Here is a 17,555-nt window from a genome sequence, read left to right as displayed (position 1 = left end):
CCAGTTTGTTTACTTCCCACCCTTACCTGGCGTGTAGAACTTAGGCAGCGTTACTTTGGACCAGTCTATATCCGATGCCATGTAGAAGGACGGATAGGACGGCTGGTTGTATCCACTGTTCTGTCCGGCAATGCCCACACGATACATCGCATCATGCATCAGCGTGTACAACTTGCGGTCTGTCTTCTCGGTACTCAGATAGATACGAATCGCTGAACTGTCCGTGGTTCTCACCAGCATCTCTTCCCTCCAATCCCCGAAGATATCAGCCACGAGAGAAGGCGTACCTTTGGTGTGATTGTTGGTCAATGTGCCTGTTGCCGTCAGCACCGTGCCACGATTCCAGTCTTTGATGGTTGGGGTAACATCAATCGCACCATCAACGATCTGTGTCGTCATGTTGCCAGCCCAGCGGATATTCATATTTGTGCCCGGCATCTGATCACTGATTTTCTCACCCTTAGCTGTCCATAATCCTACAGCCCATGTCTCCAGCCCACGACGAGTCGGATCAACATCACCCACCATGCCGCGTCCGGTATCTTTCCCTGTGTACCCACCATAGATTACTTCTCCGGTCTTTGCATCCCTCAGGGAATAGCCGTATGGCGCCCAAGGGCCACCCTCGTGAACCATGAAAATCTCAAGTCCCGGACGATCCGGGTCAATATCTGCTACATGAAGTGCGTCCCCATGACCCAGACGGGCAATCGTTCCCGGTGCAGCACTCTCGGCAGGCATCAGGTCTGTGGAGCTGTACAGCACGCTGCCGTCATGATCAATCGTAGCCGAGCCATAGATAATCTCCTGTTTGCCATCTCCATCCACATCCGCCACGCTGAAATAGTGCGCACCTTGAGTAGTAATAGAGCCATACTGCGGATCCGTGCCATCCACACCATGTGGCCCATCATTAAACGGGTTCTTCATCGGTGTCCAGCCGCTGTCCACTTTCCATTCCTTTTTCAGCTTCTTGCCGTCCCAATTGTAGGCAACCATCGTTGAACGTGTATAATATCCGCGTGCAAAGATTGCAGACGGTTTCTTGCCGTCCAGATACGCCACGCCTGCCAGGAAACGGTCCACACGATTCCCCGGTTCGATCCGTGCCATGGCATAATCGCCCCACATCAGGCCGTCATCATGACGTTCAGGTTCATAGGGAATGGTCTCCAGCTCTTTGCCTGATTTACCTTCAAATACCGTAACATACTCCGGTCCATCCACAATAAAACCTTCGAACTTGCGCAGCTCATTGCGGTTGCTGCGTTCTACTGCATATACATCAATGAAGTAGTCGGCCAGACTCTCGGCATCCTGCTGAGATAATGGGTAGTTATATTTTTTCTCCATTCCAAAAGCCTCTTCCAATGTTGCAGGCCAGTTCCCCTTCACCACCTCGTCGTGTTTATGCCAGTTTCTGAACATATCCACCACATGATCGTAGTAACCATCCGCACTTAAACGATAATCATCTTCGTTTGAGTACCCTGCCTTGCGATCCTGCTTCGGAAGCGTGATGTATTTCTCGGAGGTTACTTTTCCTTTTTTGTTATATTGGATAATCTTCGTGCCCGGAGCGGTCTTGAACATCATCTCGGCTTTGCCATCCCCGTCGAAGTCGTAAACGAGCATCTGTGTATAGTGAGCACCTGCACGGATATTGACCCCAAGATCGATCCGGTACAGCAATTGTCCGTCCAGGGTATAAGCATCAATATAGGTTTTACCGGTGTATCCTTTTTGCGATACGTCCTTGGCGTTGGAAGGGTCCCATTTGACGAAAAACTCATATTGACCATCCCCATCCACATCACCCACGCTCATGTCATTGGCGGAATACGTATAAGCTTCTCCCGCAGGCGTCACGCCATCAGCGGGTTTTTGCAGTGGAATATCCACATACCCGTTCGCCCAAGGTTTGACGAATGCACTGCGTTTGCTCTCCTTACCCTTCTTGTTCACCGCTGCCACTTCATAACGGGAAGACGATTTACCCGCGGAATCTACATAGTTGGTGCTGTCAGTGACGGTAGCGATCTTTTTGCCATCACGATAGACGTTAAAGTCCGTACCTGTCAGCCCTTTGTCGCTATACCCTGTGGCCTCGTCACCAAGCAATCTCCAACTGAGAAAAACACCTTCGGATGTCGATGCAGCCACCAGACCGCGATCCAGATATTCCAGTTGAATCTCTTTCACGTGACTGCCCCCCTTATTTGATTGCAGGCCAGCCTCCGTCGCCCCATTACCGTTGGAAGCTTCCGCTCCCGTAACGCCAGCTGTTCCTCCAATGAGCAAAGCTACGCTGAGTGCCGAAGAGAGCACCTTGGCTGCAAGTGGCATACTTGCCTTCCTGCGACCGGATTGCCGACCTGACACCGATCCCTTATGTACCGGCACTGTTGTTCCTGAGTTCATCCACCTTCACGCTCCTTGAGACAGAATAGGTGACGCATATACACATCGATGATGATTAGACGTTCGATCATTCGTACAGACCTTCTTCAAAAGACCAGACTCGCCATAATGATTACGCTTACAAAATTAAAAAAGAGAAATCAGCTTGCCCGACTACCAGAGTGCGGTCCCCCTTCCATTCTCTTTCCAATCCGAGCGTGGTGATCCCGCCCATCGGGTTCTATTATAGACATCCTGCCTGCCAGACCCTAGGCAAATATCCGTCCAAAACGATCAATAATCAGTGTTTTTAGAGTCATTTGAGAAAAAGAACTTGCAGCTGTGAGGGATATCCGTTCCGGTTACGAATCGTTCTTATGATCGCTGTTATCCCCGGATTTTCTTCCATCCCCTTTCCAAGGGTAAAATCCGGTGATAAAGGCGAACACTTCGTTTCTTCAGAATCGATTTCGTCCCCTCCACTACGTTCCTCAGTTGATCAAGTACTTCAATCGAGAATGACTCTTTGTAATGCATAGCAAAAAACCGCGATCCTCTAAAACACTGAGGATCGCGGTTAAGACAGTTACAAGTAAAGTTTAAGGCTCAATGCCCCATACCAGGTTTCCACCTTGGTAGAGCGTTACCTTGTTCCAATCCTGATAGGATGTTTTCGTTGGATCGAAGGAGTAGTCATTGGTCTCGTCAAAGTTTGACCAGTCTGTTTTGTACATGCGAAGCTGGATGTCTCCAGTCTGTCCACCAGCCTGAATGCTGCCAGCGCCAGATGTGAAGCTCAGTTCTACATACGAGTCTGTGAAGGTCCGCTGGATATTGGCTCCACCAACTTGAGCATAATCTATGGCAGAATCCATCGCAGCCGAGCCTTCTTTGGAGAAGTAGTACCGGATCTTCAGATCACTCAGATTCACAGCAGTACTACCCAGATTTTTGATGTTGAAATACGGTTTGATCTGGCTATCTTGAGCATTGGTATCTCCAGCACGATATTGCACGACAAGATCACTCGTTGGTACAACGACACTTTGAGGTGTCGCGGAAGCTACAGCGGAATTGGCACTTTGCCCTGCTGCATTCACTGCACTTACCACATAATGATACGTTGTGCCGTTCGTGAGGGCAGTGTTCGTGTAGGACGTACCACTCACATTCGCCGCGATCGTTGTGAACGGACCTGTTGCACTCAGCGCGCGTTTCACATTATAACTTGTTGCACCTGTAGAAGCGGTCCACGTCAGGCTCACCTGTGCATTGCCTGCAGTTGCTGTGAGAGCAGTCGGTGCAGCTGGCGCCGTTACACCTGCAACAGGTGTAGCTGTTGCTGTTGCAGAGTTAACACTTTCACCTACTGCATTTGTTGCCGTTACCACATAATAATAGGTTGTACCATTGATCAGACCGGTGTTGCTGTAAGATGTTCCACTCACGTTAGCTGCAATTGTTGTGAATGGACCTGATGCACTCAGTGCCCGCTTCACACTATAACTCGTTGCACCTGTAGATGCAGTCCACGTCAAGGAGACTTGAGCATTACCGGCAGTAGCCGTCAATGCTGCTGGTGCTGCCGGAGCTGTTGTTCCGCCCGGAGGATTGCCTCCACCGTTACTGGCAGGCAGTACAGGGAATGCGTTTTTCACCAGTGCCACGAATTGATCATGGAACCAGTGACCCGATACCGGAGCATTAGGCAACGCACCTGTTAATACACCATCCCGAGTTGTGAAGGTTGGATCACACATCCGGTCGAACCCTTTACCTTCGTTATTCGGAATTTCGGAGCTGGAGCCATCGGATTCACCCGGAGGTTTCACCCATACATAAGCATCCAGATGCGCTGGTCCTGGTGCAGCCTTAGGTGCTTCACCAATACCTGCGCCACTGGCATTACACCAGTTCCCCCGATGCTCCCGGCGATCTACACGTCCGGAATTCACATAATCGTTGATGTTGCTGCCCGTAGCAGATGCTGGACGGTCTACCCCGCCCCACCCATTCCGGCTAGTATCAATCAGGAAACCTGTGCTGCTTGGCCAGCCAGCTTGTACGAAATCGGCATACAGCGCAGCAGTGAAATCGGTTTCGTCAAAATAAGGATTCCACTCATAAAACTTGGCCGATTTAATCGGTTGTCCACCGATATTGAGATCAGGGTTAGACAGGTTCGGCTCCCCCAGCGGTGTAGTGTTTGCTGTATTTGTAATGAAGCCATCTGCACTGCTCAGACCTGCGGCTGTTCCTTGCACAACACTTGTATACAGCGCGACTGCTGCAGAACGGTTGTTATCCCATCCAAGCCAGCCGGAGTGGCCGATGTCCAGATAGTTGTACACATTCGGAATGGCGTGCAGCTTGTCCAATGCATACTTCACACCCGCCTCATAGATACCTGTTGAGCTGGCTTGACCACAAGCTGGTGTACTCAGGTTGGTTACAAGGTTAGGCAGACTGTCCGGTTCAATGACAGCAATAATACGAATATCCTGATACTTCGGATCTGCGAAGATATCTGCTATGACATCAATATAATCCGTTTTATACGTCTGCAGTGCTGCCTGTGTTAGTGGAAGTTCACCATTCGATGCAAGTGCATGACAATCCCGTCCGGGCAGATTGTAAATAACAAATGAAGCCGTTATTGGCGTACCCGGTTTCTTTTGAGCGAGAACGGCATCAAGATGTTGCTCTACACTTTTGCGACCAGCGTTGTCCGAGCCGCCATAGATTGCAGCAATCCGGTCAATCCATACTGCGGTTGGATACGATTTGACTGTCTCCATCTTGGCCTTCAACGATGCATCGTTGGTCAGCGCAATGGACGTATCCACGAGAGCCGAGTAGTCCTGGTTCAGATAAGCGGTTGCCCCTACAAATGGATTATCCACATGTGCTTCAGCCGCCTGAGTCAAGCCTGGAGACAATCCAGGGAAAATCCCCGCAGCGAGCAGCGTTGCTGCCAACATTTGCTTTACACCTTTGCGCAGGATCTTCTTACCTCTCGATTTGGTTTTCAATTTAGTCTTCATAGTTCCACCTTTCCTTTAGTTAGATTGGGTTGTACTCATGTCTGATCCTCTGTGTCATTATGATGCTTAGCACGAAGAGAACGTTCGGATGAGTTGGTTGTATCACCTCCAAAAGAAATGGTTGTATGACTGGAATCTTGAGCAAACAAATGGTGTGTGAGGGCTAATCATGTGAATGAGTATAATATGGTGGGTGTGGTTGAACGTGTGTTAGACATGAAGAAGTGTGAACAATGACTTACGGGATGTCTGAATCCCAAATTGGGTAAGCGCTTTCTTTAAGCAGTTAAAAAAAAGGCCTTCGCCTATCCATCTACAAACATGATGTTCGGTGTCACCTCCTTATGTTCTGATTATACGTCATGTAAATATTACTGTAAATTGAATTATATAAATTTAATTATATTTTTTCCCATAATTCAGGCAGGATTCTGGACATCCCTTGCTCCAAAAGACACACGAGGTTCATCCTGGCAATCTGCCACAATGAACCTCGTGTTTTTCAATGCCGAATAAACCCGCTCATCTAGATCGTCACTACATACGATGCCTTGTTCTTAAATTCCTACGTCTAGGGCAAAACGACAATGTCTCCCGGTTTCAAGCCACTAACCACTTCCGTCTTGTCCCCCGATTCCATTCCAGCCTGGATGGTCAGCGGCTCTGTCTGTCCGTTCCCTTTGTCTAACAGTACGTAAGGTTCGGTCTGATCTCGCATGATCGCCAGGCTGGACACAACCGTCACTTTATCCTTACGCATCGTCTCAATATCCCCTTCCAGACTCACGCCTCCATACATTCTGGCGTCCGGCTTCAGATCAATGACCACGTCAAACTGGGAAGCTTGCTTGAGGTCCGTATCGGTACTCTTGCGGGCGAATTTGGATACCTTGCTCACCTTCCCGGTGAATTCCAGGTCTTTCTGCGCTGTCATTCGTACCTTAACCGGCATCCCCACCTTAAGCCTGAACATTTCTTCTTCACCAACAATCGTCATGAATTTCAGTTTGCTGATATTTGTAATGGACCCGATTAGCTGTCCTTCCGTCACTGCACGTGTCTTGCTGTCCTCTTCATTCATCTGAAATATACCGGAAGCAGAAGCATACACAACAGACTTACTTATTACTGCCTGCTTTTTCTGTATCTCCTTCTCCTTGAGGACCAGCGCTTTTTGATTCAACTCATTGGTCAGGCGTTTACCTTCTCGATCTGCAAATGCCTTCTTGCGCTCCTCTTCCGTCACGCCAAGCGCCTCGCTCATATTCGCCTGATCCAGGCTAACCTGATTCATCTTATTTTCCAACTGGGCTTTCTCCAGATCGCTCTGCAGTTGTTCTACTTCCGTTAGTAATGTGGATGTGTCCAGAGTAAACAGGATATCCCCTTTGCTCACCTGCTCACCACTTTTCACGTGCCACTGCTTGATGTTGGAAGCATACGGAGCGAAGATATCGGTCTGATCGGTGTATACGGATTTCCCCTTCACCTGTATCGATTGCGTCATCGTTTCCTGTGTCACATCAAAGGTAATCGGGGGCGGAATCTCTATAGGCGCCTCCGGTTTTGGCTTGTATTTTTCATACAGCCAGTACCCTGCACCTGCCAAAAGTACAACAGTGATAATGATTTTAATCCATTTCTTCATGTGCCCAATTTCCCTTTCACTGATAAAATTACATTGATTTGATCACAGTTAATGCATTGGTCCGAGATGCGCTGATTGCCGGATATATACCTGATACAATGCCAACCAGAATAGCAAAAACGATGCCAAGTGGCAGAGCCGACTGCTGAATAACGACGGTCATCGGACCATTCATCTGATCTGCCATCTGACTCGCCAGCAGGCTGTTCACCCCGCCGAGGGCAGCAAAGGCAATCCCAACACCAGCCACGCCGCCCATCAATCCAAGCATCGCTGCTTCCGTAATAAACATCTGGCGGATCTGCCATAGATTTGCACCCAGCACCTTCATCACACCAATCTGTTTACGACGCTGATGCGTAGACATAATCATCGCTACAATAATGGATAATGAGGCCAGCAGCATGATAAAACCACCGATCCCCAATGCCGCTTTCTGGTACATCGCCAATTGACCTGCCATCGCTTCCTCCTGGAACAGATTACTCTGTGTGTTTAACGTCAGCTTTTTAATCTGTTCTTCCACCTGAGATACATAACGTTTGTCCTCAACCTTGACCAGAGCCGAGTTAAGATGTTTGGCCGCACTGCTGTCGGCCTGCTGTAATCCAAGCTCATCCTGCAATGCACGAGCTGTATCGAGCGGCAGAAATACCTTTTTATCATTTTGAGCACTCATCTCATCCATGTTGGAAGGCTTCGTCAACTCTCCAGACACGCGTATAGAGCCACTCATTTTGGTTTTGCTCGCATTTGCATAATCTTCATATCGGAACTGAACCAGCTGCTGAACCAGCTGATCCTGCTTGGCGGACATTTCCGTAAACTGCTCCAAAAGCTCAGTGTTATACGGATCAGCATTCAACTGCTCGAATAACTTCTGAGTTACTTTGGGGTCCACGAGTCCGAATGCAGCCCCATAACTGGTTACCGCCATACGACCATCCTCTGCCCCACGTCCCTCAGCGTACTTGTATCCAAACCCGCCCAAGGTCTCCAGCTGGGTACCAATGACCTCAACATACGTGCTGCGACCATCCGGAAGCACCATTTCCAGCGAATCCAGCTTTAACATGGGAGCCACGGCAACAACATGAGGAAGTCTTTGGATAATCTGAATCTTTTCCAACGTCAATGCTCCCCGTTCAAACTTCGATGTCTGACCATTCCCCTTGCCGTTGCCAGTACGTATGCCCTCATTGGGTGTAATCGTGATTTCATCCATCTTGTAATTGTCGTTCAATGTTTTCTCGCTGTAGGTCTGTACGGACTGCCCCACGCTAAGTGCAATGATCATGGCGGCAGAGCCGATGGACAGCCCCATCATGCACAGCAGTGTGACCATTTTTCTGCGAATGATCTGTCCCCAGGCCATACGTACTACATCCCGTATTCTCACATTTCCTCTCCTTTTGCCTCAAACTTCCCTTACTGCTTCTTCGACCAGTATGCCATGTTGCAGTGTCAGTACGACCTGCATCTGCTCCGCGACCTCTGCTTCATGTGTCACAATGACAAAGGTGGTATTCATATCCCGGTTAAGCTGCTGCAAAATCGCAATAATCTCTTCCTCCGTCTCGGTATCCAGATTCCCGGTAGGCTCATCTGCAAAGATCACCGAAGGTTCGGTAATGAGCGAGCGTGCAATACTGACACGTTGTTGTTGACCGCCCGACAACTGAGACGGGAACAAGTTTGCTTTTTCACTCAGTCCAACCTGTTCCAGCAACTTCAATGCTTTTGCTTTGCGTTTCGAAGGGCTGATGCCCATGAACACCAAAGGTAACTCTACATTTTCCCGGATCGTAAGATTAGACAGCAGCTCATAGGACTGGAAAATAAACCCGATGTGACTGCGCCTGAACTCAGCCAGGCGATTTTCACTGAAACGCACAATATCTTGTCCCGCAATTAGAATCTTGCCCTGATCCGGTTTCATCAGCCCCGCCATCAGATTCAGCAGCGTGGACTTCCCCGAACCAGAACTGCCAAGCAGGGCTACCATCTTGCCTTCTTCAATCGTCAGGTTGATATCCTGAAGCACCGGCACGGTTCCCTGGCCATTGCGGAACGAGTGGGATAATTGTTCAACTTGAAGCATTGCTACATGTCTTCCTTTCTACTTGCTAAATATGTACAGAGGTTGTTCAAAAAGATTCGCGTAGCACATTTCTATTTAATTATAGGGTGGAGATGTATCCGGGCTGACCGGAGTTGTATCCAACTTGTAAAATGTCATAACAAAAAGACCTTGTCCGCAGAGGAGATATCGCCAGCTCCACCAGACCAAGGTCTTATATTCGTATACCTTCCACAGCTTACCAGGCTCTGAAACTAAAGCGGTACAACTCACTTTTATCCATCGTACTGCCCACTGCAAATAGCTCATCGTTATTCCACTTCAGATTAGTAAAGTTATCAATATTGCGGTAGATCACCGTATCTGACGAAAGCTTGCTGTCATTCAGGTAAGCAACATGCAACTCACTCTTCTGATTCTGATTGTCCATCGGGTAAAAGTAAGCTATTCGCGATTCATCTGCATCCAGTTCGAAGTTCCAGATAGAACCTTTTAATACCAGATCATATTGCTCCTGCGCTGCACGATACCGATATAGTCCCTGTACCTTATTCATCGTTCCCTGGATGAGCATGTCACCATTTTTCAGCAACTTGAATTGTAGAATGTCTTCCATTGCAGCATACGCCTTCACTTCATGCCCGTCCCCAAGCGATACACGATAGATGGCATACTTGTCTTTCAGCATCACCAGCATATAAAACTGCTTCAGATCTTCGCTAACCTGCAACACATCCATTACGATAAACGTATCATTCGAACTTTTCCCTTGTTTCGATCCTGTGAACATGTCCATCAGCTCTTCATACGTGTAGATGATATGACTCGTCCCCTGGCTCAGATCAACTTGTTTAAATAACAGATCATCCTGACCAATGTAGGATTCGTTCCCTACAAACACTCGATAATACGAGTTGTCGTTCGGAAGCTTGCGACGTTTCCCATCCTCAATCACATACTCATACGATGTCTTCTGCGCCTGACCCGCCCGGTACTGGGAATATATGATTTTCTTGTGATTTGGACTGATTGCAAAGCCATAATCCGTATTACTCGCAATATTCTTCACTTCATTATCATCCAGATGCAGGAGAGACAGCTGAAGCCCTGAATAGGAAGGTTCCGATTGATTCAATATAATCGTGTTCCGGTCTACCACTTCAAAATCAAAGATCGCAAAGTCATTCGGAATCTTGGTCGCCGACTCGATCTGAATCGTACTGCTCGGTGGTGGCGCCAGACGACTGTTGAATTGCTCACTTGGCAAAATTACTGTTCTAGGCTTGAGATTTCCAATACTGAACAGACTTCCAATCCCAAAAATCCCGCTGACAAATGTGATCAACAGCCCGGACAGCATCAATATGTCTCGGTGTTTACGCCAAAATCCAGGATGTCTCATGCGTTCATTTCCCCCGGAAGACTGATATTTACTTGTGTCCCTTGCCGCATGATGCTCTTCATCTCCACTGTTCCTCCATGACGCTCAACGATGTTCTTCACAATAGACAGTCCCAGCCCGGCACTGCCTTTCTCGGCCCTGTTGATTCCTTTATCCTGGTAAAAGGGTTCAAATACATGCTGGAGCGCTTCAGCACCAATTCCTTCTCCCTGATCACGGATCACAATAGCAATGGAATCACCTAACCGGAAGGATTGCACTTCGATGATGGAGTTCACATCACTGTACTTGACCGAGTTATCCAGAACGTTGAGGAAGACCTCCTTCAGCTTATCCCGATCTCCCTGAAGATACTGGTGTTCCTCCAGCTCATAATGAATCCCTATATTGTACTTACTGGCCTTAATCGACATATCCTCGCAAGCTTCACGGATAATATCCGATACATCGATACGTTCGAAACGGTACGCCTGAATGACCGCAGAGGAGACAGAGACCTCCAGAATATCCGCAACCATCGTGTTGAGACGCTGGCTTTCCTTGATAATATAATTCATGCCTTTGTCAAAAAAGTCCTGATCGGTAAATCCGTTATCCCGCAAAATCTGGGCGTACCCCAGGATCGTTGTTAAGGGTGTCTTCAATTCATGCGTCACATTGTCAAAAAAGACTTTGCTTCGCGCCTGCACTTGTTTTACTTCGTCCCGCTCTCGCTCAATCACATCAATCTGCTCCCGTACCCGATTAATCATGACGGTGAAACTTGAAGCCAATTCACCGATCTCATCCTTGGTTGTAATCTGAATGTCCGCATTCAGACTTCCCTGAGCCACTTCCGCAGAACGTTTCGTGAGTACACGGATGGGTTGTGTAATTTTCCGGGAAATAAAGATGGACCCGATAAATACAAATACGAAAATAACCGCTGCAAACAGCTTGATCGTATTCTGGAACCGAAGATTGCGTTTGTACAAATCCGTGTAATCCTTTTCCAACTGTACAATGCCAATCAATTGTTGATCCATCTGAAGTGGGAAGGACAGACTGGAGATGACCCGACCTTTATCCACAACGGTGGTGTAAGCGATCCGGGATTGTATGGCTTGCTCCACATCAGGATGGTCAGATCGCTTGGCAACATTAACCTCGCTGCCAGCAGATCCGTAAGGCGAAGCATCGGGACGGTATACCGTAATCTTCCCGCCAACGGCTGATCCAATCTGCTCCGCGAGCTCGCGACTCCCTGCTTCGAGCGAGTCTCTGCTCATGCGTTTGTTATGAATCAGGAAGTACTGATTCAGCGCGATGTCCAGATTTCTTTTGGATTGCACCATATCCTCATGCACTTCCCGGTACATATTCTCCTGTGCCACCTTATTGGACAGAATCAACAGAACAGAGAATCCGATAAAGACAATGACCGAGAATAACACCACCATTTTGAACTGGATCGTCCACTTCATGTCTGTACCTGAATATTCAGCTTATACCCTACACCAAATACGGTTTCAATCATCGAAATGCCCTGCGCACCACTATCCAACTTCTTGCGAATCCGTTGTACATGAATATCCACGGTTCGGGTATCCCCCGCAAAATCAAATCCCCATACCTTGTCCAGTAGTTCAGAACGTGTATGCACCTTACGATGATGGGTCACGAGAAATAACAACAGGTCATATTCCTTATTGGTGAGTCCTGCGCGTTCCCCGTCTTTCCACACTTCCCGTTCATCCTTGCGAATCTCAATATGTTTGCCAAGCCTTACCACCTCATAGGATTGATTCTCCAGTGTCTCACTGATGAGATCAATCCGGCGAAATATTGCCCGAATGCGCGCAACCACCTCACGGATATCAAAAGGCTTCGTGATATAGTCATCTGCCCCCAGCTCCATGCCAAGTACCTTGTCCAGCATGTCCGACTTTGCAGTAATCATGATGACAGGTATCTTGGAATTCACAGATAGTTGTCTGCACACATCAAAACCGCTCATATCTGGCAGCATCAGGTCCAACAGAATCAGATCCGGCTTCGAATCCCGAAGCAGATCCAGACCCTCTTTTCCCGTAGCTGCTTCCTTGATCTCAAATCCTTCCTTACGTAACGAATAGGACAAAATATCGCGAATGGACTCCTCGTCCTCAATAATTAAAATCTCTTTTTGTCTCATGATACCCTCGTAATCTCCCTGCTCTATGAATTTCCTTCATCTGCCTATATTTTGTATCCCAAGCCGTATGCTTGAATAGAGGGAAGCACGAAATGTTACAACTACGATACAACTCTGAACCTTTTGGAAACAACATCCCGATATACTTGGATCATAAGAGACTCATACCAGACCGGACCCAAGCCTGATCTGTATCCAAGGGGGATTCACATCATATGAACAGCACACTAATTAATGATGCTTATGTCAACTATAAATCAGAAATCACAAGGTATCTATCCCATATCGTCAAACAACCGCAAGACGCAGAAGATCTGGCACAGGATTGTTTCATTCGATTGATGAACGTTACCGTGGATATCCCTGAAGATCGGCTTCTCTATTATCTCAAACGCATTGCCCGTAACCTGGCGATGGATAGCTTCCGCAGGCGGACCCGTACACTCAGACGAGACAGTCGTCTGGAGGTACCTACCCACCACGTCGATACTTCTCACCTTGAAATTAGCGAAGGTGTTCATGATCTTGTCTCCCATATCAACAACACCGAACATCGTAAAATATTAGAACTTCGCCTCATCCATGGATACTCCATTAAGGAAACGGCAGAGCTGGTGAATCGCAGTGAAGGCATGATTAAATCCTCTGTCTTCCATGCCGTCAATCGAATTCGGGCCAAAGTCATCTCATAAGAGATGGCTTTTTTTATGCCGAAATCAATATACGAGGGTAGATTGGATAAATAAAGACAGGACCGAAATACCTATAGATATGTCAAAAGACCCAATTTTACAAATATCGAGTTAATTTTTACAAATTGTTATGACTATGTGAGATTTTCATGTGGTAGAATATGGACGAACTCATGAATCAACTAATATTTGGGAGGGATTTGGTTGGGTAAATTAACAGGTATGCGAGGAGTATTTTTAAAATCACTCCTGGCATTGTCCATGGCTTTGCCGCTTCAGGTCGGATTATGGAACGGAGATGCATCGGTTCATGCGGAAGGACCGACAGACCCGGCACCGTTCATCCAGGCAAAGGTTGTGAACCAAAATGCAGGTAAAAAAGTATTGTTCGACAACTCTCACGGCCAAACGGCTGGAGCTGCAGACTGGGTCATTGATGGAGGTTTCTCCGACTTCGGGAATGCACTCGCGAATGATGGTTATTATGTCAAAGAACTTCGCAAGACAACTCCATTTACCTATGATGATCTGAAAGAGTATAACGTATTCGTTATTGCAGAGCCTCAAATTCCTTTCAAAACATCCGAACAAGCAGCACTCAAACAATATGTTGAAACGGGCGGCAGCATCTTCTTCGTTGGAGATCACTATAATGCCGACCGTAACAAAAACCGCTGGGATGGCTCTGAAGTCATCAACGGTTACCGTCGGGGAGCTTTTGAAGATCCGGCCAAAGGTATGAGCACCGATGAGCGTAACTCGGATGCCATGCAAAATGTAACTAGCACGGACTGGTTGTCCGATAACTTCGGCGTACGTTTCCGCTATAACGCACTTGGCGATATCAACGCCAATATCGTAGTACCGGCAGATCAAGCCTTCGGCATCACAGAAGGCGTATCGGCTGTAGCCATGCACGCCGGTTCAACACTCGCTATCACCGATCCGGAAAAGGCAAAAGGCATTGTGTACCTGCCAAAAACCAACGCAAAATGGAATAACGCGGTAGACCAAGGTGTCTACAACGGTGGCGGGATTGAAGAAGGTCCTTACGTGGCTGTATCCAAGCTGGGCGCAGGTAAAGCTGCCTTCATCGGTGACTCCTCTCCGGTTGAAGATGCATCACCAAAATATTTGCGTGAAGAGACAGGCACACGCAAAACAACTTATGACGGTTTCAAAGAAGCCGATGATGCCGTGTTGCTCGTGAACACCGTAAACTGGCTCGCTACACAAGAGAACTACACAAGCCTAACTGAAGTGAACGGACTTGAATTGGACACAGCTACAGCGCTGCTGCCATTTGAAGAGCCAGCTGCTTCCACAGAACCACAGGCTGAACCTTGGGCCGCACCTGCTGCCGGATACAAGTGGTACGATCGTTCCACGTTTAAGGCTGGTTCTTATGGCGGACCTGCATCCAGCGCAAACGCTGCTTACAGCTTCGTGAAGCAGGATACACTTCCAAATGCAGAAGACTTCCAGATTCGTGTAGTTGTGGAGAATATGGCTCCAAACACAACCGTATCCGGTTATAGTGCCGGTATCTATCTGACTGGCGGAACACAGGTCGCCATGATCCAGAATGAAAGTGGTACTTGGCCAACTTCGTACGGGTATAGCTCCACATTCAGTGTAACCTCGGACAGCCAAGGTCGCGGGATCAAAGACCTGAACGTCCGTATCAAACCGGGTACAACTGGTGCTGCGAGCTTGCGTCTGCGTCTGAATGGCAGCAACCTGATCACCAATGCCGTGACTGTTGGCAATGTGCCAGCAGAACAGCTTCCGGAAGAAGAAGGACCGATTCCAGCGGCTATCACCGTTGCTGAAGCACGCACCAAAGCAGTTGGTACGACCATAACTATCGAAGGTGTTGTGACGACAGAACCAGGTGCATTCGGTGGACAAGCCTTCTATCTACAAGATGAAACTGCCGGAATTTACGTATTCCAGCATACTAGCGGCTTCCATGCAGGTGACAAGGTGAAAGTAACGGCAGCAACAACCATCTATAACAGCGAGTTCGAGCTTACGGATATCGTTGCGATTGAGAAAACAGGTACGGCTTCCGTACCTGCTCCAATCGAAGTTACAGCAATTACAGATGCGAACCAGGGTCAACTGGTTCAATTGAAAGATGTAACGATCGAGAATATCATCAGTGCTACACCCGTTGGATCTTTTGAATTCGACGCGGTAGCAGCAGATGGAACGAGCACACACATCCGTGTAGACACCCGTACAGGTGTGACGGAGACTTCCTTCCCTTATGCTGCTGGTGACAAAATCGATATCACAGGCGTTTCCGCTATTTTCAAAGATGTATATCAATTGAAACCTAGAAGTTTGAATGATTTTGTACCTGCTGAAGAGCAAGGTGGCGGCGAAGTGCCTTCCACTCCAGCTGCAGGAGCACCGGGTAAACCGGTGCTTTCTTCTGATAATGGATATACTACTGGCCTGTTCGAAGGTACGTATAACGTAAGCATGAACCTCTGGTGGGGCGAAAATGGTTCTGAGTACAAACTGTATGAGAACGGCGTTCTGATCGATACACAGAAGTTGACTGCAACTACACCGTCCGCCCAATTTGCCAAAACAGCAATTACAGGTAAAGCCAACGGCACGTATACTTACGTAGCTGAGCTGACCAATGACAAAGGCACAACACGCAGTGACGTGCTGACGGTACAAGTAACTAATGCTGCTCCCGGGAAAGCCAACTTGTCCCAAAACAACTGGGATGGTGACGGCAGCTATAACGTATCCATGAACCTCTGGTGGGGTACAAACGCAACTGAATACCGTCTCTATGAGAATGATGTTCTGATTGATACACAAACATTGAAAGCTGCTACACCAGCTTCTCAAAGTGCTACAACGGAATTGTCCGGTCGTACTAACGGAACGTATACGTACCGTGCTGAGCTGATCAACGCCGCAGGCGTAACCAGCACCGAGACAATTACGGTTCAAGTGACCAAAGCATTGCCTTTGGCTAGCTAAGTCTCAGTAACGAAGCCTGACGTTTAACCGAGCAACTAAAAAACCGAAACCAACATTGCCTGATTCACAGGGCAACCTGGTTTCGGTTTTTTTATATGGAAGGACATATGTCGGTAAAACAGTAAAGTGGTCACGTTTTCTTTGATGATCGTGCATGTAGAACCCTTGGCCAGAAAGTAGACACTCGTGGCACTTGTGGCATTTATTGCACTTTTTGCACTAGTCGCGCTAATGATAATTTTTCCGGCTTCAGCCTTTCCAAATTGCTGCACTCCCTAGGCGCTAACGAACCTGACAGATCTTATTCAGCCATTTTGACCGAATTCCAAAATCTAACGAACCTCAGCATCGCTATTGAACAACATTTCAGTTCCCAAAGGATCAAATCGGACAAAATGCAACATATAGCGCCACTACGATTCGTTAGAATTCCAGTGGTGCCTTATGAGGCTAAATAGGGACTCTCAGGTTCCTTAGCCCAGTTCCCGCAAGGCTATGCTACATTGTTTAAATTCTTTATCGCCGATGCAGAGCGCCTGTTCATTTCAAACGTTCCGGCTCATATCCATTTCTAACAAATAGAATGCTGTTCCATACAGCAGAATAAGCGGCGACGGCGATGACACTAATGACAAAAATCAAGTTCATCTGTGTAAATGTATAACTGCTTCCCGTGAAAATAATCAGGATTGCACTGAGCCCAATATTTTCTTTGTTATGTTTTTTAAACTTCTGAAAGATCATTCTGTATAGTAGTAGGAGTACCATAAACCCAATCCATATAAAATAAAATAATTCCATAGTTCACCTTCCTTTAAAAACTCACTTCTTTTATTGGTATCTAGGAGGAGTATTGATTAATATCCTTAATTCCCTTTATATAGAAACCTATTAATCTTACATGTATATGGAAAATAATTCAATCATCTTTAAAAATATTCTTAGAAACCTCTTATTCCTCAAAAGTTAGCTGAGCAACAAGAACGCACCGTTGTTTATTCGCAGACACAAAAAAAGACTATCCCTGCCCATATTCTGGCACCGAATAGCCCTCTCTTCTTACGCTATCATCTAATCTTACTTTATCATCTAATATATTCGTAGCGC

General features: G+C 47.4%; 11 protein-coding genes. 2 read left to right on the top strand and 9 right to left on the bottom strand.

Annotated features, from left to right (window positions below; genetic code table 11):
* Positions 1-9: 9 nt before the first annotated feature.
* From V6669_RS05360 to V6669_RS05325, 8 genes are all read right to left on the bottom strand, one after another.
* Positions 10-2,346, bottom strand: coding sequence for a rhamnogalacturonan lyase (locus V6669_RS05360; RefSeq protein WP_338594848.1), 2,337 nt, complete (start codon positions 2,344-2,346; stop codon positions 10-12).
* A gap of 653 nt (positions 2,347-2,999) precedes the next feature.
* Complete coding sequence (locus V6669_RS05355; protein ID WP_338591463.1) at positions 3,000-5,444, bottom strand: glycoside hydrolase family 6 protein; 2,445 nt, start codon at positions 5,442-5,444, stop codon at positions 3,000-3,002.
* A 571-nt stretch (positions 5,445-6,015) separates the two neighbouring features.
* Positions 6,016-7,092: an efflux RND transporter periplasmic adaptor subunit gene (locus V6669_RS05350; RefSeq protein ID WP_338591460.1), complete on the bottom strand. Its 1,077-nt coding sequence runs from the start codon at positions 7,090-7,092 to the stop codon at positions 6,016-6,018.
* A 28-nt stretch (positions 7,093-7,120) separates the two neighbouring features.
* A complete protein-coding gene (locus V6669_RS05345; RefSeq protein ID WP_338591457.1) occupies positions 7,121-8,491 on the bottom strand; it encodes an ABC transporter permease in 1,371 nt (456 codons plus the stop codon).
* An 18-nt stretch (positions 8,492-8,509) separates the two neighbouring features.
* Positions 8,510-9,193, bottom strand: a complete 684-nt coding sequence (locus V6669_RS05340; protein WP_338591454.1) for an ABC transporter ATP-binding protein — start codon at positions 9,191-9,193, stop codon at positions 8,510-8,512.
* Positions 9,194-9,410: 217 nt separating this feature from the next.
* Positions 9,411-10,574 (bottom strand): hypothetical protein, encoded by a 1,164-nt coding sequence (locus V6669_RS05335; protein ID WP_338591452.1) that lies wholly within the window; start codon positions 10,572-10,574, stop codon positions 9,411-9,413.
* Positions 10,571-12,037 (bottom strand): HAMP domain-containing sensor histidine kinase, encoded by a 1,467-nt coding sequence (locus V6669_RS05330; RefSeq protein WP_338591450.1) that lies wholly within the window; start codon positions 12,035-12,037, stop codon positions 10,571-10,573. The genes V6669_RS05335 and V6669_RS05330 overlap by 4 nt, the downstream gene beginning before the upstream one ends.
* Positions 12,034-12,747 carry a response regulator transcription factor gene (locus V6669_RS05325; RefSeq protein WP_210109649.1) on the bottom strand — a complete coding sequence of 238 codons (714 nt, stop codon included), beginning with the start codon at positions 12,745-12,747 and terminating at the stop codon, positions 12,034-12,036. Before V6669_RS05325 ends, V6669_RS05330 begins: the two co-directional genes overlap by 4 nt.
* Positions 12,748-12,962: 215 nt before the next feature.
* Between V6669_RS05325 and V6669_RS05320 the strand changes: the two genes are divergently transcribed.
* Together V6669_RS05320 and V6669_RS05315 are read left to right on the top strand one after the other, a co-directional pair.
* The gene (locus V6669_RS05320) at positions 12,963-13,439 is read left to right on the top strand and encodes an RNA polymerase sigma factor (protein ID WP_338591444.1); all 477 of its coding nucleotides are present in this window, start codon (positions 12,963-12,965) and stop codon (positions 13,437-13,439) included.
* Positions 13,440-13,700: 261 nt separating this feature from the next.
* A complete protein-coding gene (locus V6669_RS05315) occupies positions 13,701-16,448 on the top strand; it encodes a DUF5689 domain-containing protein (protein WP_338594847.1) in 2,748 nt (915 codons plus the stop codon).
* 540 nt (positions 16,449-16,988) lie between these two features.
* Here the strand turns inward: V6669_RS05315 and V6669_RS05310 are convergent.
* Positions 16,989-17,249, bottom strand: coding sequence for a hypothetical protein (locus V6669_RS05310; RefSeq protein ID WP_338591441.1), 261 nt, complete (start codon positions 17,247-17,249; stop codon positions 16,989-16,991).
* Positions 17,250-17,555 lie beyond the last annotated feature (306 nt).

Origin of the sequence: Paenibacillus sp. Y5S-9 (assembly GCF_036894235.1) — a bacterium.
Lineage (GTDB): Bacteria > Bacillota > Bacilli > Paenibacillales > Paenibacillaceae > Paenibacillus.
The sequence above is the reverse complement of the archived record's forward strand: the minus strand, read 5'-3'. Positions and strand labels throughout refer to the sequence as shown.

Bases quoted from the DNA above. Each gene is read 5' to 3' on its own strand.
- V6669_RS05335 (WP_338591452.1), bottom strand. From the start codon at position 10,574: ATGAGACATCCTGGATTTTGGCGTAAACACCGAGACATATTGATGCTG.
- V6669_RS05350 (WP_338591460.1), bottom strand. From the start codon at position 7,092: ATGAAGAAATGGATTAAAATCATTATCACTGTTGTACTTTTGGCAGGT.
- V6669_RS05340 (WP_338591454.1), bottom strand. From the start codon at position 9,193: ATGCTTCAAGTTGAACAATTATCCCACTCGTTCCGCAATGGCCAGGGA.
- V6669_RS05325 (WP_210109649.1), bottom strand. From the start codon at position 12,747: ATGAGACAAAAAGAGATTTTAATTATTGAGGACGAGGAGTCCATTCGC.
- V6669_RS05330 (WP_338591450.1), bottom strand. From the start codon at position 12,037: ATGAAGTGGACGATCCAGTTCAAAATGGTGGTGTTATTCTCGGTCATT.
- V6669_RS05310 (WP_338591441.1), bottom strand. From the start codon at position 17,249: ATGGAATTATTTTATTTTATATGGATTGGGTTTATGGTACTCCTACTA.
- V6669_RS05320 (WP_338591444.1), top strand. From the start codon at position 12,963: ATGAACAGCACACTAATTAATGATGCTTATGTCAACTATAAATCAGAA.
- V6669_RS05315 (WP_338594847.1), top strand. From the start codon at position 13,701: ATGGCTTTGCCGCTTCAGGTCGGATTATGGAACGGAGATGCATCGGTT.
- V6669_RS05360 (WP_338594848.1), bottom strand. From the start codon at position 2,346: ATGCCACTTGCAGCCAAGGTGCTCTCTTCGGCACTCAGCGTAGCTTTG.
- V6669_RS05355 (WP_338591463.1), bottom strand. From the start codon at position 5,444: ATGAAGACTAAATTGAAAACCAAATCGAGAGGTAAGAAGATCCTGCGC.